This window comes from Pseudoxanthomonas kalamensis DSM 18571 (assembly GCF_010211745.1).
GTDB lineage: Bacteria > Pseudomonadota > Gammaproteobacteria > Xanthomonadales > Xanthomonadaceae > Pseudoxanthomonas_A > Pseudoxanthomonas_A kalamensis.
Genome location: NZ_PDWQ01000005.1, coordinates 86936 through 109118, shown reverse-complemented (window position 1 = coordinate 109118; position 22183 = coordinate 86936). Strand labels below are relative to the sequence as shown.

Here is a 22183-nt window from a genome sequence, read left to right as displayed (position 1 = left end):
GTTTCCCTGTTCCGGAGCCTTGCCGATGCGTTTGCACAACGCCCTGTTGCCCCTGTGCCTACTGGCCGCATGGCCGGTCCTGGCCGATGCCCGCGGACTCGAGGTGCGCGACCTGGTCAAGCTGGACCGGGTATCGTCGCCGACGCTGTCTCCCGATGGCCACATGGTGGTGTTCGCCAAGCGTAGCCTGAATCCGGAGACCGGCAAGGCGCTGACCGGGCTGTATGCCCGCAACCTGTTGACCCGCGACCTGCGGCCGCCGGTGCGAATCACTCCCGAGGGCTGGAGCGTCAATTCCCCGGCGTTCTCGCCCGATGGCAAGACCCTGTACTTCCTCAGCAGCCAGTCTGGCACGCAGCAGCTGTACGTGATTCCCAGCACGGGCGGCATGCCGCCGAACCAGCTCACCAATTTCGCCCTCGATATCGGCAGCTACAAATTGTCGCCGGATGGCAAGCGGCTGGCGTTCAGTACCGAAACCTTCGCCGAGTGCAAGGCCGACTTCGCCTGCAGCAAGCAGAAACTGGATGACACTGCCGCCGGCAAGGCCAGTGGCGTGGTCTATGAGCGCCTGTTCGTGCGCCATTGGGACGCCTGGAGTGATGGTCGGCGCAGCCGCCTGTTCGTGGCGACGTTGCCGACCGGCAAGGGCAGCCTGGTGACGAGTGCGCAATCGCTGAGCGACACGCTGGAGGGCGACGTGCCGTCCAAGCCGTTCGGTGACAGCAGTGAATACACCTGGGCGCCGGATGGCGCGTCGCTGGTGGCCAGCATCCGCGTGGCCGGCAGCAGCGAACCCTGGTCGACCAACTTCGACCTGTACCGGTTGTCGCTGGACGGCGGCGCGCCGACCAACCTGACTGCGGCCAACCTGGCCTGGGATACCGGTCCGGTGTTCAGCCACGACGGCAAGACCCTGTACTACCGTGCGATGAAGCGTCCCGGCTTCGAGGCCGATCGCATGGCGCTGATGGCGATGGATCTGGCCAGTGGGCAGACCCGCGAACTGGCGCCGCGCTGGGATGCCTCGGCCGACGGCATCGTCCTCTCGGCCGATGGCCGCACGATCTACACCACCGCGCAGGAGCTGGGCCAGCATCCGCTGTTCGCAGTCTCGCTGGACAACGGCGAAGTCAGCAACGTGGTCGGCGCGCAGGGTACGGTGTCGGCGTTCGACCTCGCTGGCGACACCCTGGCCTTCACCCGCAGCAGCCTGCAGAGTGGCGATCAGCTGTTCGTCACCGGCGCCGATGGGCAGTCACCGCAACGGGCGATTACGTCCAGTGCCGGCGAGGCTCTGCCCGACGTGCAATTCGGCGAGTACGAACAGTTCCACTTCATCGGCTGGAACGGCGAAACCGTGTATGGCTACCTGGTCAAGCCATGGAATTACCAGCCCGGCGAGAAGTATCCGGTTGCGTTCCTGATCCACGGCGGCCCGCAGGGCAGCTTCGGCAACGGCTGGAGCTATCGCTGGAACCCGCAGACCTATGCCGGACAGGGCTATGCGGTAGTGATGATCGACTTCCATGGCTCCACTGGCTATGGACAGGCCTTCACTGATTCGATCAGCCGGCACTGGGGCGACCGCCCGCTGGAAGACCTGCAGAAGGGCTGGGCCGCGGCGCTGAAAAAGTATCCGTTCCTGGACGGCGACCGCGCCTGTGCGTTGGGGGCCAGCTACGGCGGCTACATGGTCAACTGGATCGCTGGCAACTGGAACGAGCCGTGGAAATGTCTGGTGACGCATGATGGCGTATTTGACAACCGTATGATGGGGTACTCGACCGAAGAACTGTGGTTCAGCGAGTGGGAAAACGGCGGCACGCCGTACGATCCGAAGGCGGACTACGAGACGTTCAATCCGGTCAATCACGTCGCCGATTGGAAGGTGCCGATGCTGGTGGTCCACGGCCAGCAGGATTTCCGCATTCCGGTCGAGCAGGGATTGGGAGTGTTCACCGCACTGCAGCGCAAGGGCATCGAATCGAAGTTTCTGTACTTCCCGGACGAGAACCACTGGGTGCTCAAGCCCGACAACAGCGTGCTGTGGCACGACACCGTCAATGACTGGCTGAAGCAGCACATCGGTCAGTGACCGTTCCGAGGGCGCGTCGTGCGCGACGCGCCCTCTCCCTGTCCCGACTACGGAAATCTCGTCCATGGCCGCAGCCGTCGAATCCGCCAATCAAGCTTTGATCAGTAACGACGCCGTGGTCATGGGCCTGCTGGCCGTGACCTTGGGCTTCGTGTTCTGGGGCGCATCGAGGTCAAGCGGTTTCTGGAAAAAGTTCTACGCCGTGGTGCCGGCTCTGTTGATGTGCTACCTGCTGCCAGCGATCTGGAACAGCATCGGCCTGATCGACGGCCATGCATCGGGCCTGTACCCGATGGCGCGCGACTATCTGCTGCCCAGTTCGCTGGTGCTGTTCTGCGTGGCCATCGACCTGGGCGCGATCCTGCGGCTGGGGCCGAAGGCACTGATCATGTTCGCGACCGGGACGATCGGGGTAATGCTTGGTGCGGCGGTCGCCTTCCTGGCCATGGGCGTGATCCATCCGGAGACGGTGGCCGGCGAAACCTGGCGCGGCATGACCGCGGTGGCCGGCAGCTGGATCGGTGGCGGCGCCAACCAGGCGGCGATGAAGGAAGTGTTCGAAATCGACAGCAACCTGTTCGGCCAGTTCATCGCGGTCGACGTGGTGGTGGCCAACGTGTGGATGGCGGTACTGCTGTTCCTGGCGGCACGCTCGCAGGCCTTCGACCGCTGGACTGGTGCCGATACCCGCGCGATCGACGATCTCAAGCACCGCATCGAGGCCTATCACGCCGAGCATGCACGCAATCCCTCGCTGACCGACCTGATGCTGATCCTGGCCACGGGCCTGGGCGCGACCGGACTGGCGCACCTGCTGGCCGCGCCGCTGGTCGGCTGGATCAAGTCACTGCCAGCCGAATGGAAGCTGGCCGACTACAGCCTGACTTCGGGTTTCTTCTGGATGGTGCTGCTGGCGACCACCTTGGGCCTGCTGCTCAGCTTCACCCGCGCACGCACGCTGGAAGGTGCGGGCGCATCGAAGATCGGTTCGGTGATGTTGTACGTGCTGGTGGCGACCATCGGCATGCAGATGGACATCGGCGCCTTGCTGGAGCGGCCGTGGCTGTTCGTGCTGGGGTTGATCTGGATCGCCGTCCATGCCGGCCTGCTGCTGCTGGTCGCCAAGCTGATCCACGCACCGCTGTTCTTCATGGCAGTCGGTTCGCAGGCCAACATCGGCGGTGCGGCCTCGGCGCCGATCGTGGCGACGGCCTTCCATCCCGGGCTGGCTTCGGTCGGCGTACTACTGGCGGTGCTCGGCTATGCGCTGGGTACCTATGGCGCCTACATGACCGGACAGATGCTGCGGCTGCTGGCCGGCGGCTGATTGCCGGTCGCTGATCGTCGACCACTGATCGCCGACCGCAAGCGCAGGTTCAGATCCAGCGTACCTTCTTCAGATAGCGGTACAGCACACCGACCACCACGGCCACGCCGGCGATCATCAGTGGATAGCTGTACTTGCCGTGCAATTCCGGCATGTGGTCGAAGTTCATGCCGTACCAGCTGGCGATCAGCGTCGGTGCGGCCAGCAACGCGGCCCAGCCGGCCAGCTTGCGCACCACCTCGCCCTGCGACAGCGTTACTAGCGCCTGGTTGACACCCAGCGCGGTGCTCAACATGTCGCGCAGCACGTCGATGGTTTCGTTGGTGCGCAGCGAATGGTCGTGCACATCGCGCAGGTAGAAGCGGACTTCCTCGGGGATCAGCGGGCTGTTGCTGCGCACCAGTTGCGACAGCACGTCCTGCATCGGCGCCACTGCGACCCGCATGTAGGTCAGTTCCCGCTTCAGATCGTACAGGCGTTTGACCGTAGCGCGATGGTAGTTCTCGCTGACGATGGCGTGTTCCAGCCGGTTCAGGGTGGCCTTGAACTCCTCGACGATCGGCAGGTAGTTGTCGACGATGAAGTCGAGCACCGAATGCATGCCGTAGGACGGACCCAGCGCGAGCAGTTCCGGTTCGCGCTCGATCCGCAAACGGGCGGCGGCATAGGACAGCGAGGCGCCGTGACGCACGGTCACCAGGTAACGCGGGCCGAGGAAGATGTGGGTTTCACCGTAGGCGATGCGTTCATTCACCACCTGCGCGGTACTGGCGACCAGGAACAGCGAATTGCCGTAGGCCTCCACCTTGGGGCGCTGGTGGGCGACGCTGGCGTCCTCGATGGCCAGATCGTGCAAGTGGAACTCTTCCTGCAACTTCTCCAGCACCTCGTCTTCCGGTTCGTACAGGCCGATCCAGACGAAGCTGCTGTCATCGTCGGCCAGTACTTCGCTGATCCGGTCCAGGTCGATGTTCTCGCGGCTGCCATCGCGACGATAGACGGCGCAATTGACCACACAGGCAGGCATGCCGGCCGCCTGTGACGCCTGCGACAGGTGGGAATTGGAGGTCGAAGGCGGGTCCGGATTCATGCCGCGCATCCTGCGCCAGTCATGTTGCGCTGGCAAGAACGCCTACTCGGCGACGAAGCGTATCGCCTGCCCACCACCCGGCGCGAGGATCAGTTCCAGAGTGTCGCCGCTGTCGACCTTGCGCTGTTCGATGACGATCGACTCGGGACGCTTATCCCAGTCTGCATCGGGACCATCGCGGTAGATTTGCGCAACGTATTCCCGGCCGGGGGACAGGAAGGACAGCGGCACTTTCAGCGTGCGCGGCTGTTCATCGGTGATCGCCCCCAGGTACCAGTCGTTGCCGTCGCGCTCGCGGCGCGCGGTGACCACGAAGTCGCCGACCTCACCGGCAAGCACGCGGGTCTCTTCCCAGTCGGTCGGTACATCCTTGATGAACTGGAACGGCCCGGGATTGGCTTCGTAGTTTTCCAGCAGGTCGGCGGCCATCTGGATCGGACTGTAGATCACCACATACAGCGCCAGTTGCTTGGCCCATGTGGTGGCCACGCGCGAGCCCGGCTTGGTCTGCATGCCGAATACGCCGGGGGTGAAATCCATCGGTCCGGCGAGCATGCGGGTGAAGACCAGGTTCGCTTCGTGCTCGGGCGGATTGCCGGGATTGCCCCAGGCGTTGTATTCCATGCCGCGCGCGCCCTCGCGCGAGACCCAGTTCGGCCAGGTCCGGCGCAGGCCGGTGTCCTTGATCGGCTCGTGGCTGTTGATCGCAACCTGGTATTTCGCTGCCTCGGTGACCACCTTCTGGTAGTGGCGGGCCATGTCCTGGCCCTCGTGCCAGGCATAGTGCAGCTTGCCGTCGGTGCCGATCACCTTGGCCTGCCCGGCATCGGCCACGTAGCCGGTCTTGACCATGTGGATCCCCTCGCGCTGGTCCAGCGCGAAGGCCGCGTCCAGTTGCGATTCGTAGTGGGCGGCATGCCCCGAGGTCTCGTGGTGGCCGATCAGCTGCACGCCTTTCGAGCGCGCGTAGGCGGCCAGCTTGTCGATGTCGAAGTCGGGGTAGGGCTGGGTGAAGCTGAAGTCCTCGCCGTTGCCGAACCAGTCGCCGTCCCAGCCGACGTTCCAGCCTTCCACCAGCACGCCACCGAAGCCGTTCGCGGCGGCGAAGTCGATGTGCCGCATCACGTTTTCGTTGCTGGCGCCATGTTTGGGCCCGGAGGACCAGGTCTTCTTGTCCAGGTGCATCTCCCACCACACGCCGACGTATTTCATCGGCTTGAACCAGGAGACGTCATCCAACTGGTTTGGCTCGTTGAGGTTCAGGATCAGCGAGGACTCGACCAGTCCGCCGGCGGTGTCGCTGACCTGCAATGTGCGCCACGGCGTGTGGAACGGCGCGTCGCGCACCACTTTCGGCCCGCCGATGCCGTCGGTGAGCTGCGCCTTCAGTCGCCGGTTCTCCACCCGGATCAGGTTCATGCCGGAATAATCGACCAGCGCAGCCTCGTGGATGGACAGGTGGGAGCCATCGGCTAGCTTGAAGGTGATCGGCGTCTGCGCGTAGCCGACTTCGCCGATAGCGGTGCGCTGGTAGAGCTGTTCGGCACGGTTGAATTCGCCGGCGGGAATCCACCAGGCGGTCCCGTCCTCGGCCAAGTCGAATTCGGTCAGTTCCTCGCCGATCCGGATCTGCCCTAGCGTGCCCTGCTGAGAAAATTCATAGCGGAAACCGAGGCCGTCGTCGTAGACGCGAAAGACCACGTCGAAGCTCCGGAACGGCTTGGCGGTTTCCTTGTAGGTCACCCGCAACTCGTTGTAATGGTTGCGGATGAAATGCTGTTCGCCCCAGGGCTGCTCCCAGGTTTCGTCGAAGCTGCGGGTCTGCTGTCCGGCCAACGCGATGTTGCGTTCCAGCTTGGGCGCATCGTTGAAGATGAAGCCCAGCCGCGAAGGGGAAATCAGCGGCTTGCCGCGACGCGAAACCGAATAGTAAGGGCGATTCTCCGAATCGGTGCTTGCGGTGACCGACAATTCGCCATTGGGTGAAACTACCGTGGCCGCGGGCTTGGAGGGGGCGGGCGCGGCTTGATCGGCAAAAGCAGGTGCACAGACGGCGAACAGCAGGAACGGCAGGGCGACGAAACGTGAGAACATGGCAGCGACCGAGCGGGGGACGGCTCATGCTGCGATAGTCGTTCCGGCGCGGCAAGCTGCGCCGCAGTAAGCATACGTATGCAGAACGAAGCGTCGCCGTTGGTGGGCTTCAGTTGTTTGCCTGACGTCGCGACCAGATCATCGACAGGGCGATGTGAATCGGCGACAGCAGGCCGATCCAGGCTTGGTTGAGTTGCGGATAGGTCGGCAGCCAGTGCAGCAGCCAGGCCAGTACCGACAACGCCGCCACGATTGCCAGCAGCCAGCGGAACATCTTGCCGGGGCTGCGGCCGGCCAGTGCACCGATGCCGCCGGGCAACAGCAGCAGGCACAGTGGGTTCAGCAGCAGCAGGTTCTGATTGGCCCACGCCGCCTGATGGGCGCTGAACCCCCATAGCCATGCCAGCAGCGCGCCGCCGATGCCGCACAGCAGCCACAGCGCCAGCGCCAGCGCCGCGACCAGTCGCGGGCGATGGCGCAGCAGCAACAGGCCGCAGGCGATCGCCAGCCCGGCCAGCAGCCAAGGCCACCAGCGGCGCGCTTGTGCAGGCGGCTCCGGTGGCAGGCGCTGCGGAAGCAGTTGCTCGCGCGCGGCGACCAGCGGCTGGCCGTCGGCGTTCTTTGCCTCGTCCAGGCTTTCGGCCAGACGCATCGGGATGAAGGCATCGTCCCAGCGCGACAGCGGCCGGTCGGCGTAGCCGGACAGGCCCAGGTCGAAGCCGATCCACATCCATGGTGACGGCGAGGCCAGCCGCACCGATTCGCTGCGATAGGTGATGCCGCGCGAGCGCCCGGATAACTGGCGCTTCAGCGCGCCGTCCATGGCCGCGTCCAATGCATCGCGCACCTGGGTGGAGCAGTTGGAGGTGAAGTAGTCGTAGCGGTAGCGCGCGTTCTCGGGACGCGAACGTTCGGCCAGGCTGGCGGCCAACGCCTGCGCCCGCGCCGGCTCCAGGTCGAGCCATTGCACATCGACGCCGCGACCGACGCTGCGGTAATAGGACAGGTCCTGCTGCAATGGCAATGCGACCAGGTAGTACATCATCCGGCCGCGGGCGAAGTTGCCGACGAAGCCGGGTTCATCCGGGTCGAAGTAGCCGAAGTTGTAGCTGACGGTCTCGCCGCTGCCGGTGTCCTGCACGATGATGGCGTTGTGGCCGAAGCGTTCGAAGAACACCTCGCCCGGCTGCATGGTCAGCACGCCGACGCGCAGCTCGCCGGCCTGGACCGACGCCGCGTACAGCATCAGGGCGAGCAGCAGCGCCCGCCGTAGCCACTCAGGGATCGACATGCACGCTGACATGCAGGGCGTGCAGCCGGCGCGCATCGGCGCTGGTGACGCGGAACAGGAACCGGCCCAGAGTCAGCTCTTCGCCGGCCTCGGGCAGGTGGCCGATCTCGGCGGTGACCAGGCCGCCGATGGTGTCGTATTCGTCGTCGTCGAAGTCGGCACCGAAGCGCTCGTTGAAGTCGTCGATCGGGGTCAGCGCATCGACCACGAACTGGCCGTCGGCCTGTGCGGCGATCAGCGCCTGCGGGTCTTCGGCGTCGTCGTGTTCGTCGTCGATCTCGCCGACGATCTCCTCCAGCACATCCTCGATGGTGACCAGTCCCGATACCCCGCCGTATTCGTCGACGACGATGGCCATGTGGTTGCGCGATTGGCGGAATTCGCGCAGCAGCACGTTGAGGTTCTTCGATTCCGGGATCAGCACCGCCGGACGCAGCAGTTCGTGGATACTGCGCGGGCCGTTGTCCTCGACCACGCCGCGCAGCAGGTCCTTGGCCAGCAGGATGCCGAGGATCTCGTCCTTGTCCTCGCCGTGCACCGGGAAGCGCGAATGCCCGGATTCGACCACCAGCTTCATCAGCTCCAGCAGCTTGGCTTCGGCCGGCAGCACGACCATCTGCGCACGCGGCACCATCACGTCGCCGACGGTCATGCCGGCCACGGCGATGGCGCCTTCCATCATTCGCAGGGTATCGGCCTCGATGACGCCGCTGTCGTGGGTGTCGCGCAGCAGTTCGATCAGGTCGTCGCGCGTGTTCGGTTCGCCCGAAATCGCGGAGCTGATGCGGTCCAGCCAGCTGCGGCGTTTTTCCTGTGAGCGCTCGGAGGGCTTTTCGGCGTACTCCGGCGCGGAGGTACTGTCGTCGTCGGACATCTCGTGTGGTGCATGCAGGCGCCCGCAGCGAGCGGGGCTCGGCGGCAGTGTAGCAGGCTAGTGCGGCGTTTCCGCTGCCGGTGCCGTTTGCTCGTCGGTTTCCTCAGGCAGATCAAGGCTGTAGCTGCAGCCAGCGAGGGTCTGTCCGGGGTGCGAGTCGACGTTGGAAACGGTGATGACGGCGGATTCGATGACCACGGTGCCATCCGGCGCGGTGCGCTTCTCGCTGAGCACTTCCTTGCCGAACATGGCCTTCTGCGGCGTGTCGATGGCCGTTTCCAGCTCCAGCATCTGTGCCAGCGGGCGCGGATCGGGCAGGTCGAGGATGGCGACCACGCCGCTGCCGCTGAAGGCGATGTGGTCGGTGGGTTGGCCGAACACGGTGATCGGCTGCACCAGCCGGTACTCGCTCATGAACATGTTGGTCTGCGGCAACGGCTGCCAGCCGGCGGCAACGGCCTTCAGCGGATCGTCGCGCAACGCTTCGGTGGCGACGAAGCCGGCATAGTCGCTACCGCATTCGATCAGCGCCGTCAGGTCGATGGCGGGCGAGTCGTCGGCTTGCGCGACGGGCGCGAGGGCGAGCAGAGCAACGGCGGCAGGCAAGAGGTAGTTCATGCGCTGTAGTTTGCCACGAAGAGCATTGATGCAAATGCACCTTCCGGAGCGTCGTCGGATCACGTCTCGGCGAGCGTGCCTTGGTGATAGCGCATCCGCCATCCGCTGGAATCCCTAATCCACAGCGAGCTGCGCAGAGAACGGACAGCATGGCCGAGACGAACGTGTTCGCAGGCGTAGGTCACCAGAATCACATCCGCAGTCAGTGCATGGGCTTGCATGGCACTGGGCGCAAAGGTCGCCACGGGTTCGGTCGGGAGCCGGCTCAATACCTCTTCCTTGCCGAACGAACGCCCCGAAGCCCCGACCTCGAAGAAGTCGTCGGTCAGCAAGGCGTCCAGCCGGGCCAGATCGGAGCGCACCTGCGGATCGAGCAGTGCGTATTCCAGTTGCATGACGAGCATGCCGGTGTCTTCGGAAGGGCTCAACGCTCAGCCTTCCGCATACGGGTCATCGATCCCCAGCTCCGCCAGGATTTCGCGTTCCAGTTGCTCCATGCACTCGGCTTCGCGGTCGTCCTCGTGGTTCCAGCCGAGCAGGTGCAGCACGCCGTGCACGGTCAGGTGGGCGTAGTGCGCGGCCAGCGGTTTCTTCTGTTCACGGGCTTCGCGGGCGACCACCGGTGCGCAGATCACCAGGTCGCCGAGCAGCGGCATCTTCACGCCCTTGGGCAGCTTGACCCCTTCGGCCATGTCGGCCGGGAAGCTGAGCACGTTGGTGGCGTAGTCCTTGCCGCGGTAGTGGCGGTTCAGGGCGCGACCTTCCTTGGCGTCGACGATGCGGATGGCGACATCGGCTTCGCGGATGCGCCCATGCAGTGCCGCCGCCGCCCAGCGCCGGAAACTGGTCGAGGCCGGCAGGCCCTTGCGCGGCAGGGCATAGCTGACGGCGATATCGAGGCGGACCGGGCCCTGGGTCATGCCGGCAATCTTACGCCGCTCCGGTTTCCGCGTCCTTGTCGTCGCGCTGGTCGTAGGCATGCACGATCTTGGCGACCAGCGGATGCCGGACCACGTCGCGGCTGGTGAAGAAGCTGAAGCTGATGCCGTCCACGTCACGCAGCACGTCCAGCGCGTCCTTCAGGCCCGATTTCATGTTGCGCGGCAGGTCGATCTGGGTGAGGTCGCCGGTGACCACGGCGGTACTGCCGTAGCCGATGCGGGTCAGGAACATCTTCATCTGTTCGATGGTGGTGTTCTGCGCCTCGTCGAGGATGACGAAGGCGTCGTTGAGCGTGCGTCCGCGCATGTAGGCCAGCGGCGCGATCTCGATGACGTTCTTTTCCAGCAACTTGATCACCTTGTCCACGCCGAGCATCTCGTACAGCGCGTCGTACAGCGGACGCAAGTAGGGGTCGACCTTCTGGCTGAGGTCGCCGGGCAGGAAGCCGAGCTTCTCGCCGGCCTCCACCGCCGGGCGCACCAGCACCAGCCGTTGCACGCGCGATTCGTTCAGCGCCTCGACCGCGCTGGCTACGGCCAGGAAGGTCTTGCCGGTACCGGCCGGGCCGATGCCGAAATTGATGTCGTGGGTGGCGATGGCATGCAGGTACTTGGCCTGGTTGGGGCCGCGGCCACGCACGGTGCCGCGCTTGACCTTGATGTTGACGTCCTGCGGCGCGTAATCGCTCTCGGCGGCGCGCTCCAGGTTGGCCGCGTTCAGTCGCAGGTGGATGGCCTGGCTGTCGAAGGTTTCATTCGCGGTCTCGGCGTACAGCTCATGCAGCAGCCGGTCGGCCGCGGCCACCGCCCGGTCCGGACCGGTGATGCGGAACAGGTTGCCGCGGTTGGCGATTTCCACCCCCAGCTTCAGTTCGACCTGGCGCAGGTGGGCGTCGAACGGTCCGGCCAGGTTGGCCAGGCGTTCGTTGTCGGCGGGGTCAAGGGCAAATTCGCGGGTGGTGGGGGCACGCATGCGATCAGGGTAGCGCGGCACCGAGGATCGGGGGAGATGGGTGCCTTCCGACGGATGGCGCTTGCCTTTTAATTAAATATTGAATTAAATATGGCGCATGCCAGCGAAAACACCTGCCCGGGCGCGCCCGAAGACGGCCACCACCACGCCGCCGCGCCGGCGCGCTCCCGGTCGCCCGCAGCCCGATGGCCAGGACCAGCGCGAGCGCCTGCTGGATGCGGCTCTGGCCTGTTTCGTGCGCGAAGGCATCGCCGCGACCTCGTTGCGCGGCATCGCTGCCGAAGCCGGGGTGACGCCGGCGATGCTGCATTACTACTTCGGCGACAAGCCGCGGCTGTTGCAGGTGGTGGCGGATGAGCGCCTGCAGCCGGCATTGAATCGCCTGCGCGAGGGGGTGGCGCAGGCCGGCGACGACATCGCCGCGCTGGTCGCCGGTTTCGTCGGCGGCGTCGGCGCGGTGGTGACCGAGCATCCCTGGCTGCCGGCGCTGTGGGTGCGCGAAGTGCTGTCCGAAGGCGGTGCGCTGCGTTCGATGATGTTCGAGCGGATCGGGCCGGCGATTCCGCAGGTGATGGTCAAGCGCTTCGCCGCCGCCCAGCAGAAGGGCGAGCTGAACGCCGATCTCGATCCGCGCCTGCTGATGGTCTCGCTGGTCGGCCTGACCCTGTTTCCGATCGCAGGCGCGCCGATCTGGCGCAGCCTGTTCGCCACCGACGATATCGATTTCGAAACCCTGCGCCGGCACACCTTGGTGCTGCTGGATCGTGGACTGGAGCTGAAATGAGCAAGACACGCATCGTCCGCATGGCGCTGCCGCTGTTGGCAGCCCTACTGCTGCCGGCCTGCACGGAGTCCGCGCCGCAGGTGCTGGGCACGCTGGAATGGGATCGCATCACCCTGCCGTCGCCAGCGGCGGAGAAGATCGTCGCGATCGACGTGCATGAAGGCCAGCAGGTCGCCGCCGGCACCGTGTTGCTGCAGCTGGAAGCCGCACGCACGCAGTCGCAATTGCAGGCGGTGCAGGCGCAGGCCGAGCAGAGCGGACAGGCGCTGGCGGAACTGCAGGCCGGGCCGCGGCGCGAGGACATCGATCGCGCGCGCGCCGAACTGGCGGCTGCGCAGGCGCAGGCGCGCGACGCACGCGCCAACTACAACCGCCTGCGTCCGCTTGGACAGCGGCAACTGGTGTCCGCCGCCTCGGTCGACAGTGCGCGCGCCAGCGCGGACAGTGCCGAAGCCCAGGTGCGCGCGGCGCAGCAGGCCCTGCTGGAACTGGAGCGTGGCACTCGTAGCGAACAACTCGCGCAGGGCCAGGCCGCGCTGGCTGCAGCCAGCGCGCAGGCGGACGTGCAGGCGGTGACGCTGGAAAAGCTCAGCCTGACCGCGCCACGCGCAGCGCGGGTGGACAGCATCCCGTACAAGCTTGGCGACCAGGCGCCGGTCGGCGCACCGCTGATGGTGCTGCTGGCTGGCGATGCGCCGTATGCGCGGGTCTACATCCCGGAGCCGTTGCGGGCCGGTGTGCAGGTCGGTGATGCGGCGAAGGTGCACATCGATGGTGATGCGACCGTCTATGAAGGCAAGGTGCGCAGCATCCGCAGCGATCCGACCTTCACCCCGTACTACGCGCTAAGTGGCGACGATGCGGCACGGCTGAGCTATCTGGCCGAGATCCAGCTCGGCGTCGAGGCGGCGCAACTGCCGGCCGGTGTACCGGTGCGGGCGGAATTCGCGAAATGAATCCGGAACCGGCGGTCGAACCGGCGATTCGAGCGCGTGGATTGACCAAGCGCTTCGGCGATCTGGTCGCGGTCGATCACGTCGACCTGGCCGTGACCAAGGCCAGCGTGTACGGGTTCCTCGGCCCGAACGGCTCCGGCAAGTCGACCACCATCCGCATGCTGTGCGGCCTGCTGACGCCGAGCGAAGGCGAGATCGAGGTGCTGGGGTTGTCGATTCCGGCGCAGGCCGAGGCCTTGCGCTTGCGGATCGGCTACATGACGCAGAAGTTCTCGCTGTTCGAAGACCTCAGCGTGCGCGAGAACCTGGAATTCCTCGCTGCCGTGCAATCGCTGCCGCGTGCGCAGGCGAAGCTCCGCATCGACGAACTGATCGAACAATACGACTTCGCCGACCGGCAGAAGCAGCTGGCCGGGACCATGAGTGGCGGGCAGAAGCAGCGGCTGGCGCTGGCCGGGGCGGTGATCCATCGCCCGGAGCTGCTGTTCCTCGACGAGCCGACCAGTGCGGTCGATCCGGAATCGCGGCGCGATTTCTGGGAAAAACTGTTCGACCTAGCTGACGCCGGCACCACCCTGCTGGTATCCACCCACTACATGGACGAGGCCGAGCGCTGCCATCGCATCGCCATCCTCGACCGCGGCGTGCTGGTCGCCGACGGCACGCCGGGCGACCTAACCCATGCTCTGGCCGGCCGCTGCGTGGTCGTGCATGCCGAAAAACCGCGGCGCGCGCAGCAGTTGCTGGTCGGCTTGCCCGGGGTGCTGAGCGTGGCGCAGATCGGCAATTCGCTGCGCGTGCTGTGTGAGGACGGAGCCGGCGCCGCCGAACGTCTCAAGGCCGGGCTGCGCGAACAGGGCATGCCGGCCGAGGTGGAATCCGGCGAGCCGAATCTGGAAGACGTGTTCGTTTCGGCCACCCATGCGCCGCAGGTGCGGGAGCATGCGGCGTGAAGCTGGGACGGCTATGGGCGGTGATGCAGAAGGAAGTGCGGCAACTGCGCCGCGACCGCATCACTCTGGCGATGATCCTTGGCGTGCCGGTGATGCAGCTGGTGCTGTTCGGCTACGCGATCAACCAGAACCTGCGTCATCTCTCCACCGGGGTCGCCGACTTGGACAATACCAGCGCTTCGCGCGCGCTGGTGATGGACATGGTGGCATCGGGGGTGATCGAGCCGACCCTGAGCGCGACCTCGCCGCAGCAGCTGATGGACGGGCTGCGCGCGGGAAGGATCAGCCTGGGCGTGGTGATCCCGGCGGATTTCGAGGCGCGTCGCTTCGATGGCCGCGAAGCGGTGCAGGTGCTGGTCGACGGCAGCGATACCATCGTGCAGAGCGCGGCGATGCAGCTGGCGCAGTTGCCGCTGGATACCACACCCACGACCAACACGCGACCGCTCGGCCTGGGCAGGGGGCAGGTCAGCGTGGTCAGTTTCTACAACCCGGAGCGGCGTTCGGCGGTGAACATCGTGCCGGGGCTGATCGGCGTGATCCTGACCATGACCATGGTGCTGTTCACTGCGGTCGCCATCGTGCGCGAGCGCGAGCGCGGCAACATGGAGTTGCTGATCGCCACCCCGGTCAGCAGCGCCGAGCTGATGATCGGCAAGGTGGTGCCCTACATCGTGGTCGGCCTGCTGCAGACCAGCGTGGTGCTGGGACTGGGCGCGTGGCTGTTTCAGGTGCCGATTCGCGGCAGTCTGCTCGACGTGTACCTGGCGGCGTTGCTGCTGATCGCGGCCAACCTGACCCTGGGCCTGCTGATCTCCACCCGCGCCCGCACCCAGTTCCAGGCCATGCAGATGACCTTCTTCGTGTTTCTGCCGTCGATCCTGCTGTCGGGCTTCATGTTCCCGTTCGCCGGCATGCCGCGGGCGGCGCAGTGGCTGGCCGAAGTACTGCCGCTGACCCATTTCCTGCGCCTGATCCGCGGCATCATCCTGCGCGGTGCCGACCTGGCCGACCTGTGGCGCGACGTGCTGGCACTGCTGGCCTTCACCGCGGTGATGATGACCCTGGCAATCACCCGCTTCCGCAAGCGGCTGGATTGAGCGCGCGGCGAGCATCGCACCGGAGCTACAGCAGGCGGTACATCACCAGACTGTCCACAAGCCCGAGTCGAGGGTGGCGGAATGCCTTTGGCAAGGTGCCGACGACTTCGAATCCGAGGCGTCGCCATAGCCGTACCGCTGCGGTATTGGTACTGACGACGAAGTTGAACTGCATGGCCTGGAAGCCGCTGCGTCGGGCTTCCTGCAGCGAATGCACGCATAGTGCCTCGCCGACCCCGCGCCCTCGCGCTGCGGAAGCGACCATGTAGCTGCTGTTGGCGATATGATCGCCCGGACCTGGCTGGTTGGGGGCGAGTCGATAGCAACCGACAATCTCTCCGGCGATTTCAGCCATGAAACAGCGGGCAGGCGCCGAGGTCCACATGGCGCATGCCTGCTCGAGGGACAGATCGGCTGGATAGGCGTAGGTATCCCCGCTGGCGAGGATTTCACCGAAAATCGGCCACACCCGGTTGAATTCTTCCGCCTGGATCTGGCGGATCGTGATCTCAGTCATCCAGATTTCCCATTGCCACCCGCCCGCGCAGCGAGTTGGTCAGCGCTTCGGTGATTTCCACATCGACGAAGCTGCCGATCAGGCGCGGGTTGCCTGGGAAATTCACCGAGCGCATGTTCTCGGTCTTGCCGGTCAGCTCGGCAGGGTTCTTGCGCGAGGGCCCTTCGACCAGCACCGTCTGCACGCTGCCGACCATTCGCTGCGAAATGCCGGCGGCGTGGGCGTTGATGTGCTGCTGCAGGCGATCCAGCCGCGCGTGCTTGACTGCATCGGAGACGTCGTCGGGCAGGTCGGCGGCCGGGGTGCCTGGGCGGCGCGAATAGATGAACGAGAAGCTCTGGTCGAAGCCAACGTCCTCGATCAGCTTCATGGTCTTTTCGAAGTCGGCGTCGGTTTCGCCGGGGAAGCCGACGATGAAGTCCGAACTGATCGAGATGTCCGGACGCACCGCGCGCAGCTTGCGGATCTTCTGCTTGAATTCCAGCGTGGTGTAGCCGCGCTTCATTGCGCTCAGGATGCGGTCGCTGCCGGATTGCACCGGCAGATGCAGGTAATTGGCCAGCTGCGGCACGTCGCGGTAGGCCTCGATGAGCGAGTCGGAGAACTCCAGCGGATGCGAGGTGGTGAAGCGGATGCGGCCGACGCCTTCGATCTGCGCGATGGTGCGGATCAACAGGCCGAGGTCGGCGTATTGCGGCTCACCACCCGGACCGGCATCGCCCATGTCGCCACGGTAGGCGTTGACGTTCTGGCCGAGCAGGTTGATTTCGCGCACGCCCTGGCCGGCCAGTCGTGCGACTTCCACCAGCACGTCCTCGAACGGGCGGCTGATCTCGGTGCCGCGGGTGTACGGCACCACGCAGAAACTGCAGTACTTGCTGCAGCCTTCCATGATCGAGACGAAGGCACTGGGGCCCTCGGCGCGCGGCTCGGGCAGGCGGTCGAACTTCTCGATCTCGGGGAAGCTGATATCGACCTGCGGCCGGTTCTGCTCGCGGCGGGCGCGGATCAGTTCGGGCAACCGGTGCAGGGTCTGCGGGCCGAACACCAGGTCCACGAACGGGGCGCGCTTGACGATGGCTTCGCCTTCCTGCGAGGCCACGCAGCCGCCGACCCCGATGATGACGTTTCGACCGTCGGCTTTCAGTCTGTCTTCCTTGAGGATGCGCCAGCGGCCGAGCTGGCTGAACACCTTTTCCTGCGCCTTCTCGCGGATCGAGCAGGTGTTGACCAGGATGACGTCGGCCTCCTCGGCGTTGTCGGTCAACTCCAGTCCTTCGTGCTCGGCCAGCACGTCGGCCATCTTGGCCGAGTCGTACTCGTTCATCTGGCAGCCGTGGGTCTTGATGAACAGCTTGCCGCGCACGGCGCCCGCCGGGACGGCCTTGCGGCCGGGCAGGGGGTGCAGCAGGTCGGGGGCAGACGCGGGGGTGCCGGCCGTGGCCGGCAGGGCGGTATTCGGGGTCCCGGGCATGGCGCTTATTCCAGACGGGTGGATGAACAGTGCAGGCAGTGTACGGCCGGCGGCGCCGGGTTTCAGCGTTTGTCGGGCAGGAATTGGCGATCTGGCCTTCAGGAAAAGCGGGGAATCCTTTTGTCGGACAAGGACTTGGCAATGGCAGGCGAAGCTGGGACACTGGTGCGCATGAAGGGGGTTCCGCTCGCTCTGATGGTCGGCCTTGCGCTGGCGGCGGCCGTGCCGGCCAGTGCCGGTACGCTGTACCGCTGCACCGGCAGCGATGGCGTGCCGAACTACGTCAGCAAGCGGGTGCCCAACGCGCAGTGCGAGGTGGTCAGCCGCTACACGCCCGAGCGCAATCCGGCGCCGTCGCGGCCCAGCACGGTTTCCACCCCGGCCAAGCCTGCCACCACCGCCGGCATGGCGATGGGGTCGGTGGATGCCTCCCTGCCCAGCGTCACGGCCTCGCCATCCACCCCGATGCCCGCACGGTCGACCGGCACACGCCGGGTGGTCAGCGGACAGGTGTATTCCTACGTCAAGGATGGCGTGCGCCACTACACCAGCAGCCGTCCCAAGGGCTCGGCCAACGTGGCCAGCCTGCGTACCATCAAGTACAGCTTCATCGAAACCTGCTTCGCCTGCGGCAACCCGGGGCTGAATTTCGGCAAGCTGCGGCTGAACACTACGGCCTACCAGAGCGAGATCGCCTCGGCCGCGCGCGAGTTCGGGGTCGAGGAGGCGGTGATCCGCGCCATCATGCACGCCGAATCCTCGTACAACCCGATGGCGCTCTCGCACGCTGGCGCGCAGGGGCTGATGCAGCTGATGCCGGCCACGGCGACCCGGTTCGGCGTGACCAACGCCTACGACCCGGCACAGAACATCCGCGGCGGGGTGAAATACCTGTCCTGGCTGCTGAAGCGCTACCAGGGCGACCTGGGCTTGGCGGCAGCCGGCTACAACGCCGGCGAAGGCGCGGTGGACCGTCATGGTGGTGTGCCGCCGTATCGGGAAACCCGGCGCTACGTCGAGCGGGTCAAGGTGCTGGCCGACCGTTACCGCGGTACGGTGGCCTCGCGCTGACGCGGAAACGCCGTCGCCGGCCCCGTGGTGTCTGCGTAACAGGTTGATTTCATTGCCGATGTTGTCGTTTCGGCAAGCCTTCCGCTACACTGCCTCGTCTTTTGAGCGGCCCGTGCCGGGGTTTGGGCGTGGGTCGTGGCAGCCACTTTAGCTACCTGATCTTTTTGCGGAGTGCCGGATGGCAAACGATGGGGGCAATGAGCCCGTGAATACGGGCCGGCGCCGGTTCCTGACGGCGACCACGGCGGTGGTCGGTGCGGTCGGTGCCGGTTTTGCGGCGGTACCTTTCATCAAGTCCTGGAATCCCAGTGCGCGCGCCAAGCTGGCCGGCGCACCGGTGATGGCCGACATCAGCGGACTGCAGGAAGGTCAGCGCATGATCCTGGAATGGCGCGGACAGCCGATCTGGATCGTCAAGCGATCCAAGGCCATCCTGGATGCCCTGCCGACTCTGGACGGGCGCCTGCGCGACCCCGAATCCAAGGTGGTCGACCAGCAGCCGGCCTACGTGCTGCAGGGCGACCCGGAATACCGTTCGCTGAAGCCGGAAATCTCGGTCCTGGTCGGCCTGTGCACCCACCTGGGCTGCTCGCCGGAAATGGTCGCCGAGATCCGTCCCGAACCGTACGACGCGGACTGGAAGGGCGGCTATTTCTGCCCCTGCCACAAGTCGCGCTTCGACATGGCCGGACGCGTGTTCCAGGGCGTGCCCGCGCCGCTGAACCTGCTGGTACCGCCGCACCACTATCAGGACGACAACACCATCGTGATCGGTGTCGATCCGGAAGCAGGGGCCTAAGCCATGTCGAACGTGATCGTACGCACCGCCAACAACCTGATGGACTGGGTCAACCAGCGTGCGCCGGCCTTGACGCCGATGTACCGCAAGCACATGACCGAGTACTACGCGCCGAAGAACTTCAACATCTGGTACATCTTCGGCGTGTTGTCGATCGTGGTGCTGGTCAACCAGATCGTCACCGGCATCTTCCTGACGATGCACTTCAAGCCGAGCGCGGCGGAAGCCTTCGCCTCGGTCGAGTACATCATGCGCGACGTGGAGTGGGGCTGGCTGATCCGCTACATGCACAGCACCGGCGCGTCGCTGTTCTTCATCGTGGTCTACATCCACATGTTCCGCGGCATGATGTACGGCAGCTACCAGAAGCCGCGCGAGCTGGTGTGGATCCTCGGCATGCTGATCTACCTGGCGCTGATGGCCGAAGCCTTCATGGGCTACGTGCTGCCGTGGGGGCAGATGTCGTTCTGGGGCGCCAAGGTGATCATCTCGCTGTTCGGCGCGATCCCGGTGATCGGCAACGGACTGACCGAATGGATCATGGGCGACTACCTGCCCAGCGACGCCACCTTGAACCGTTTCTTCGCCCTGCACGTGATCGCGGTGCCGCTGGTGCTGCTGCTGCTGGTGGTGCTGCACCTGGGCGCGCTGCACGAAGTGGGGTCCAACAACCCCGACGGCGTCGAGATCAAGAAGGGCCCGAAGGGCAACCGCTGGTCGCCGACCGCGCCGGCCGACGGCGTGCCGTTCCACCCGTACTACACGGTCAAGGACAGCTTCTACGTGGGCTGCCTGCTGGTGGTGGCCGCGTTCATCATCTTCTTCGCCCCGGCCTTCGGCGGCTGGTTCCTGGAGCACGACAACTTCTCCGAGGCCAATCGTCTGGTCACCCCCGAGCACATCAAGCCGGTGTGGTACTACACGCCGTACTACGCGATGCTGCGGGTGGTGCCCAACAAGCTCGGCGGCGTGCTGGTGATGTTCGGGGCCATCGCGATCCTGTTCCTGGTGCCGTGGCTGGACCGCGCCAAGGTCAAGTCCTACCGCTACCGCGGCCTGCTGTCCAAGCTGCTGTTGGCGCTGTTCGCGATCAGCTTCGTCTGGCTGGGCAAGATCGGCGCCGGTCCGGGCACCGACATCGTCGAGACCTACATCGGTCGCGGTCTGACTGTCTTCTATTTCCTCTTCTTCATCACCATGCCGCTGTGGACCATGTGGGACAAGACCAAGCCGGTGCCGGAACGGGTGACGACGCATGACTAAGACATTGGTTGCCAGGCTGGCGGCGTTCGCCGGCGGAGTGGTGGTGTCGTTCGCGGCCCTGGCCAGCGGCGGCGAAGGCGTGATGCACGCGGGCAACGACCTCGGCGACCAGGCGTCGCTGCAGCGCGGCGCGGCCCTGTACATGAACTACTGCTCCGGTTGCCACTCGCTGAAGTATCTGCGCTACTCGCGCATGGCCGAGGACCTGGGCCTGACCGAAGACGAGGTGATGAACAACCTCAACTTCACCGGCGCCAAGTTCGGCGAGCAGATCCAGGTGGCGATGCCGCACGGCTCGGCCGAGAAGTGGTTCGGCAAGATGCCGCCGGACCTGAGCCTGATCGCGCGGGTGCGCGGCAGCGACTGGATCTACACCTACCTGAAGTCGTTCTACGTGGACGAATCGCGTCCGCTGGGCTGGAACAACCAGTTGTTCGCCAACGCCTCGATGCCGAACCCGCTGTGGGAACTGCAGGGGCTGCAGCACGCCGAGTTCGGCGAGCCCGACGAGATCGGCGAGCGCCACGTCAAGGCGCTCAAGGTCACCCAGCCCGGTCGCCAGAGCGCGGCCGAATTCGACCAGACCGTCCGCGACATCACCAACTTCCTGCAATACGCCGGCGAGCCGGCGGCGTTGAAGCGCGAGAAGCTGGGCGTGTGGGTGATCCTGTTCCTGGTCGCGTTGACCTTCCTGGCCTACTTGCTGAAGCAGGAATACTGGAGCGACGTGCACTGATCGACCGTGGTGACCGCCGGCAAGGGGCCGGCGGTGCCGTTGCGATCGGCGGATTCCGGTCGCCCGGAGAGCCGTGATGGCTGCGAGTCCCCGTATGCGCAATACCCTGACGCTGTTTTCTTCCGTCGACGACGTTCTGTGCCACCGCGTGCGGCTGGTGCTGGCGGCCAAGGGTGTGACCTACGATCTGGTCGCAGTGGATCCGCAGAATCCGCCCGAGGACCTGATCGACCTGAACCCCTACCACTCGGTGCCGACCCTGGTCGAACGCGACCTGGTGCTGTATGCGGCGTCGGTGGTCAGCGAATATCTCGACGAACGCTATCCGCACCCGCCGCTGATGCCGGTCGACCCGCTTTCGCGCGCGCGCCTGCGTCTGGCGATGCTGCGGATCGAGCACGACTGGGTGCCGCAGGTGCAGGCGATCCAGCTGGGCAACAAGCAGCAGGCCGATGCCGGGCGCAAGCGCCTGAAGGAACTGCTCACCGCCTCGGTACCGCTGTTCAAGGCCAGCAAGTTCTTCCTGAACCCGGAAATGAGCTTGGCCGATTGCGCGATGGCGCCGATCATCTGGCGGCTGGAGTCGCTGGAGGTGCCGCTGCCGAAGGACGGCGGCAAGGCGATCGAGGACTACGGCAACCGGATCTTCCGCAACCCCGGTTTCATGCGCAGCCTGACCGATCAGGAAAAGGCCCTGCACAGCCTGCCGGCTTGAAGGCAGCAGGCACGGATTCCGGATGAGCGATTCGTATCCCCGCATGACCAGCCACCGCCCGTACCTGCTGCGGGCGCTGGCCGAGTGGATCGCCGACAACGACATGACCCCGCACCTGCTGGTCGACGCGACCCGGCAGGGCGTGCAGGTGCCGCCGAGCGCGGTCAAGGAAGGCAAGGTTGTGCTGAACATCGCCCAGCGCGCGGTGGCCCGGCTGGTGATCGACAACGAGACGGTCAGCTTCAGCGCCCGCTTCGGTGGGGTCAGCTACCCGGTGGTGGTGCCGGTCGCGGCCGTGCTGGCGATCTACGCGCGCGAAACCGGGCAGGGCATGGCGTTGCCGGAGGACATGGTGCCGGCGCCGGAGGAAGCCGACAACGCGCCGGATGGCCTGGTGGCCATCGACGGCGACGACGAGGGCCTGCAATCCGACGATGGCGAGACGCCGCCGGACGATACCCCGCCTTCCGGCAAGCGCCCGCCGTTCCTGCGCGTGGTGAAGTGAGCGC

The 22183-nt window shown here is 65.7% G+C and carries 22 protein-coding genes; 12 read left to right on the top strand and 10 right to left on the bottom strand.

Features of this window, described 5'->3' with window-relative positions:
* Positions 1-25 precede the first annotated feature (25 nt).
* Together CSC70_RS11005 and CSC70_RS11000 are read left to right on the top strand one after the other, a co-directional pair.
* Positions 26-2098: a S9 family peptidase gene (locus CSC70_RS11005; protein ID WP_162456675.1), complete on the top strand. Its 2073-nt coding sequence runs from the start codon at positions 26-28 to the stop codon at positions 2096-2098.
* Positions 2099-2162: 64 nt separating this feature from the next.
* A complete protein-coding gene (locus CSC70_RS11000; protein WP_162456674.1) occupies positions 2163-3425 on the top strand; it encodes a DUF819 family protein in 1263 nt (420 codons plus the stop codon).
* A 49-nt stretch (positions 3426-3474) separates the two neighbouring features.
* Here the strand turns inward: CSC70_RS11000 and CSC70_RS10995 are convergent, their stop codons facing one another.
* From CSC70_RS10995 to CSC70_RS10960, 8 genes are all read right to left on the bottom strand, one after another.
* Entirely contained in the window at positions 3475-4452 is a 978-nt protein-coding gene (locus CSC70_RS10995; protein WP_162456853.1) for a magnesium and cobalt transport protein CorA, read from the bottom strand.
* 105 nt (positions 4453-4557) lie between these two features.
* Positions 4558-6609 carry a glycoside hydrolase family 97 protein gene (locus tag CSC70_RS10990; protein WP_162456673.1) on the bottom strand — a complete coding sequence of 684 codons (2052 nt, stop codon included), beginning with the start codon at positions 6607-6609 and terminating at the stop codon, positions 4558-4560.
* Positions 6610-6718: 109 nt separating this feature from the next.
* Complete coding sequence (locus CSC70_RS10985; protein WP_425501572.1) at positions 6719-7900, bottom strand: lipoprotein N-acyltransferase Lnb domain-containing protein; 1182 nt, start codon at positions 7898-7900, stop codon at positions 6719-6721.
* Entirely contained in the window at positions 7887-8774 is an 888-nt protein-coding gene (locus tag CSC70_RS10980; protein ID WP_162456671.1) for a CorC family transporter, read from the bottom strand. Before CSC70_RS10980 ends, CSC70_RS10985 begins: the two co-directional genes overlap by 14 nt.
* Positions 8775-8831: 57 nt before the next feature.
* Complete coding sequence (locus CSC70_RS10975; protein WP_162456670.1) at positions 8832-9392, bottom strand: hypothetical protein; 561 nt, start codon at positions 9390-9392, stop codon at positions 8832-8834.
* Positions 9393-9451: 59 nt separating this feature from the next.
* Entirely contained in the window at positions 9452-9820 is a 369-nt protein-coding gene (locus tag CSC70_RS10970; RefSeq protein WP_211369476.1) for a nuclear transport factor 2 family protein, read from the bottom strand.
* Positions 9821-9823: 3 nt separating this feature from the next.
* Positions 9824-10312, bottom strand: coding sequence for an rRNA maturation RNase YbeY (ybeY, locus tag CSC70_RS10965; RefSeq protein ID WP_162456669.1), 489 nt, complete (start codon positions 10310-10312; stop codon positions 9824-9826).
* A gap of 10 nt (positions 10313-10322) precedes the next feature.
* Complete coding sequence (locus CSC70_RS10960) at positions 10323-11306, bottom strand: PhoH family protein (protein WP_162456668.1); 984 nt, start codon at positions 11304-11306, stop codon at positions 10323-10325.
* Between the two features lie 97 nt (positions 11307-11403).
* Between CSC70_RS10960 and CSC70_RS10955 the strand changes: the two genes are divergently transcribed.
* From CSC70_RS10955 to CSC70_RS10940, 4 genes are read left to right on the top strand one after another with little or no spacing between them, the layout of a single operon-like run.
* Positions 11404-12090 carry a TetR/AcrR family transcriptional regulator gene (locus tag CSC70_RS10955; RefSeq protein WP_162456667.1) on the top strand — a complete coding sequence of 229 codons (687 nt, stop codon included), beginning with the start codon at positions 11404-11406 and terminating at the stop codon, positions 12088-12090.
* The gene (locus CSC70_RS10950; RefSeq protein WP_162456666.1) at positions 12087-13046 is read left to right on the top strand and encodes an HlyD family secretion protein; all 960 of its coding nucleotides are present in this window, start codon (positions 12087-12089) and stop codon (positions 13044-13046) included. Before CSC70_RS10955 ends, CSC70_RS10950 begins: the two co-directional genes overlap by 4 nt.
* Before the next feature lie 26 nt (positions 13047-13072).
* Positions 13073-13999, top strand: coding sequence for an ABC transporter ATP-binding protein (locus CSC70_RS10945; RefSeq protein WP_162456851.1), 927 nt, complete (start codon positions 13073-13075; stop codon positions 13997-13999).
* On the top strand, positions 13996-15099 hold the full coding sequence (locus CSC70_RS10940) for an ABC transporter permease (RefSeq protein ID WP_162456665.1): 1104 nt from the start codon (positions 13996-13998) through the stop codon (positions 15097-15099). Before CSC70_RS10945 ends, CSC70_RS10940 begins: the two co-directional genes overlap by 4 nt.
* 25 nt (positions 15100-15124) lie before the next feature.
* Here CSC70_RS10940 and CSC70_RS10935 read toward each other — a convergent pair whose 3' ends face one another.
* The gene (locus tag CSC70_RS10935) at positions 15125-15616 is read right to left on the bottom strand and encodes a GNAT family N-acetyltransferase (protein WP_162456664.1); all 492 of its coding nucleotides are present in this window, start codon (positions 15614-15616) and stop codon (positions 15125-15127) included.
* Positions 15609-17090, bottom strand: a complete 1482-nt coding sequence (gene miaB, locus CSC70_RS10930) for a tRNA (N6-isopentenyl adenosine(37)-C2)-methylthiotransferase MiaB (protein WP_162456663.1) — start codon at positions 17088-17090, stop codon at positions 15609-15611. The genes CSC70_RS10935 and miaB overlap by 8 nt, the downstream gene beginning before the upstream one ends.
* Positions 17091-17261: 171 nt before the next feature.
* On the opposite strand from miaB, the gene CSC70_RS10925 reads away from it, so the two are divergent.
* The 6 genes from CSC70_RS10925 to CSC70_RS10900 all read left to right on the top strand — a co-directional run bounded on the left by CSC70_RS10925 (position 17262) and on the right by CSC70_RS10900 (position 22179).
* Positions 17262-18161, top strand: a complete 900-nt coding sequence (locus CSC70_RS10925) for a lytic transglycosylase domain-containing protein (protein WP_162456850.1) — start codon at positions 17262-17264, stop codon at positions 18159-18161.
* 178 nt (positions 18162-18339) lie between these two features.
* Positions 18340-18960 carry a ubiquinol-cytochrome c reductase iron-sulfur subunit gene (petA, locus tag CSC70_RS10920; RefSeq protein ID WP_162456662.1) on the top strand — a complete coding sequence of 207 codons (621 nt, stop codon included), beginning with the start codon at positions 18340-18342 and terminating at the stop codon, positions 18958-18960.
* 3 nt (positions 18961-18963) lie between these two features.
* On the top strand, positions 18964-20223 hold the full coding sequence (locus tag CSC70_RS10915) for a cytochrome b (RefSeq protein WP_162456661.1): 1260 nt from the start codon (positions 18964-18966) through the stop codon (positions 20221-20223).
* 82 nt (positions 20224-20305) lie between these two features.
* Positions 20306-20959 (top strand): cytochrome c1, encoded by a 654-nt coding sequence (locus CSC70_RS10910; RefSeq protein WP_425501580.1) that lies wholly within the window; start codon positions 20306-20308, stop codon positions 20957-20959.
* Positions 20960-21035: 76 nt separating this feature from the next.
* Positions 21036-21674 carry a glutathione S-transferase N-terminal domain-containing protein gene (locus tag CSC70_RS10905; protein ID WP_162456659.1) on the top strand — a complete coding sequence of 213 codons (639 nt, stop codon included), beginning with the start codon at positions 21036-21038 and terminating at the stop codon, positions 21672-21674.
* A gap of 22 nt (positions 21675-21696) precedes the next feature.
* The gene (locus CSC70_RS10900) at positions 21697-22179 is read left to right on the top strand and encodes a ClpXP protease specificity-enhancing factor (RefSeq protein WP_162456658.1); all 483 of its coding nucleotides are present in this window, start codon (positions 21697-21699) and stop codon (positions 22177-22179) included.
* Positions 22180-22183: the final 4 nt, after the last annotated feature.

Excerpts from the sequence above, each read along its gene's own strand:
- CSC70_RS11005 (WP_162456675.1), top strand. The coding sequence starts at position 26 with ATGCGTTTGCACAACGCCCTGTTGCCCCTGTGCCTACTGGCCGCATGG.
- CSC70_RS11000 (WP_162456674.1), top strand. The coding sequence starts at position 2,163 with ATGGCCGCAGCCGTCGAATCCGCCAATCAAGCTTTGATCAGTAACGAC.
- CSC70_RS10995 (WP_162456853.1), bottom strand. The coding sequence starts at position 4,452 with ATGCCTGCCTGTGTGGTCAATTGCGCCGTCTATCGTCGCGATGGCAGC.
- CSC70_RS10990 (WP_162456673.1), bottom strand. The coding sequence starts at position 6,609 with ATGTTCTCACGTTTCGTCGCCCTGCCGTTCCTGCTGTTCGCCGTCTGT.
- CSC70_RS10985 (WP_425501572.1), bottom strand. The coding sequence starts at position 7,900 with ATGTCGATCCCTGAGTGGCTACGGCGGGCGCTGCTGCTCGCCCTGATG.
- CSC70_RS10980 (WP_162456671.1), bottom strand. The coding sequence starts at position 8,774 with ATGTCCGACGACGACAGTACCTCCGCGCCGGAGTACGCCGAAAAGCCC.
- CSC70_RS10975 (WP_162456670.1), bottom strand. The coding sequence starts at position 9,392 with ATGAACTACCTCTTGCCTGCCGCCGTTGCTCTGCTCGCCCTCGCGCCC.
- ybeY (WP_162456669.1), bottom strand. The coding sequence starts at position 10,312 with ATGACCCAGGGCCCGGTCCGCCTCGATATCGCCGTCAGCTATGCCCTG.
- CSC70_RS10960 (WP_162456668.1), bottom strand. The coding sequence starts at position 11,306 with ATGCGTGCCCCCACCACCCGCGAATTTGCCCTTGACCCCGCCGACAAC.
- CSC70_RS10955 (WP_162456667.1), top strand. The coding sequence starts at position 11,404 with ATGCCAGCGAAAACACCTGCCCGGGCGCGCCCGAAGACGGCCACCACC.
- CSC70_RS10950 (WP_162456666.1), top strand. The coding sequence starts at position 12,087 with ATGAGCAAGACACGCATCGTCCGCATGGCGCTGCCGCTGTTGGCAGCC.
- CSC70_RS10935 (WP_162456664.1), bottom strand. The coding sequence starts at position 15,616 with ATGACTGAGATCACGATCCGCCAGATCCAGGCGGAAGAATTCAACCGG.
- miaB (WP_162456663.1), bottom strand. The coding sequence starts at position 17,090 with ATGCCCGGGACCCCGAATACCGCCCTGCCGGCCACGGCCGGCACCCCC.
- CSC70_RS10925 (WP_162456850.1), top strand. The coding sequence starts at position 17,262 with ATGAAGGGGGTTCCGCTCGCTCTGATGGTCGGCCTTGCGCTGGCGGCG.
- petA (WP_162456662.1), top strand. The coding sequence starts at position 18,340 with ATGGCAAACGATGGGGGCAATGAGCCCGTGAATACGGGCCGGCGCCGG.
- CSC70_RS10915 (WP_162456661.1), top strand. The coding sequence starts at position 18,964 with ATGTCGAACGTGATCGTACGCACCGCCAACAACCTGATGGACTGGGTC.
- CSC70_RS10910 (WP_425501580.1), top strand. The coding sequence starts at position 20,306 with ATGCACGCGGGCAACGACCTCGGCGACCAGGCGTCGCTGCAGCGCGGC.
- CSC70_RS10905 (WP_162456659.1), top strand. The coding sequence starts at position 21,036 with ATGGCTGCGAGTCCCCGTATGCGCAATACCCTGACGCTGTTTTCTTCC.
- CSC70_RS10900 (WP_162456658.1), top strand. The coding sequence starts at position 21,697 with ATGAGCGATTCGTATCCCCGCATGACCAGCCACCGCCCGTACCTGCTG.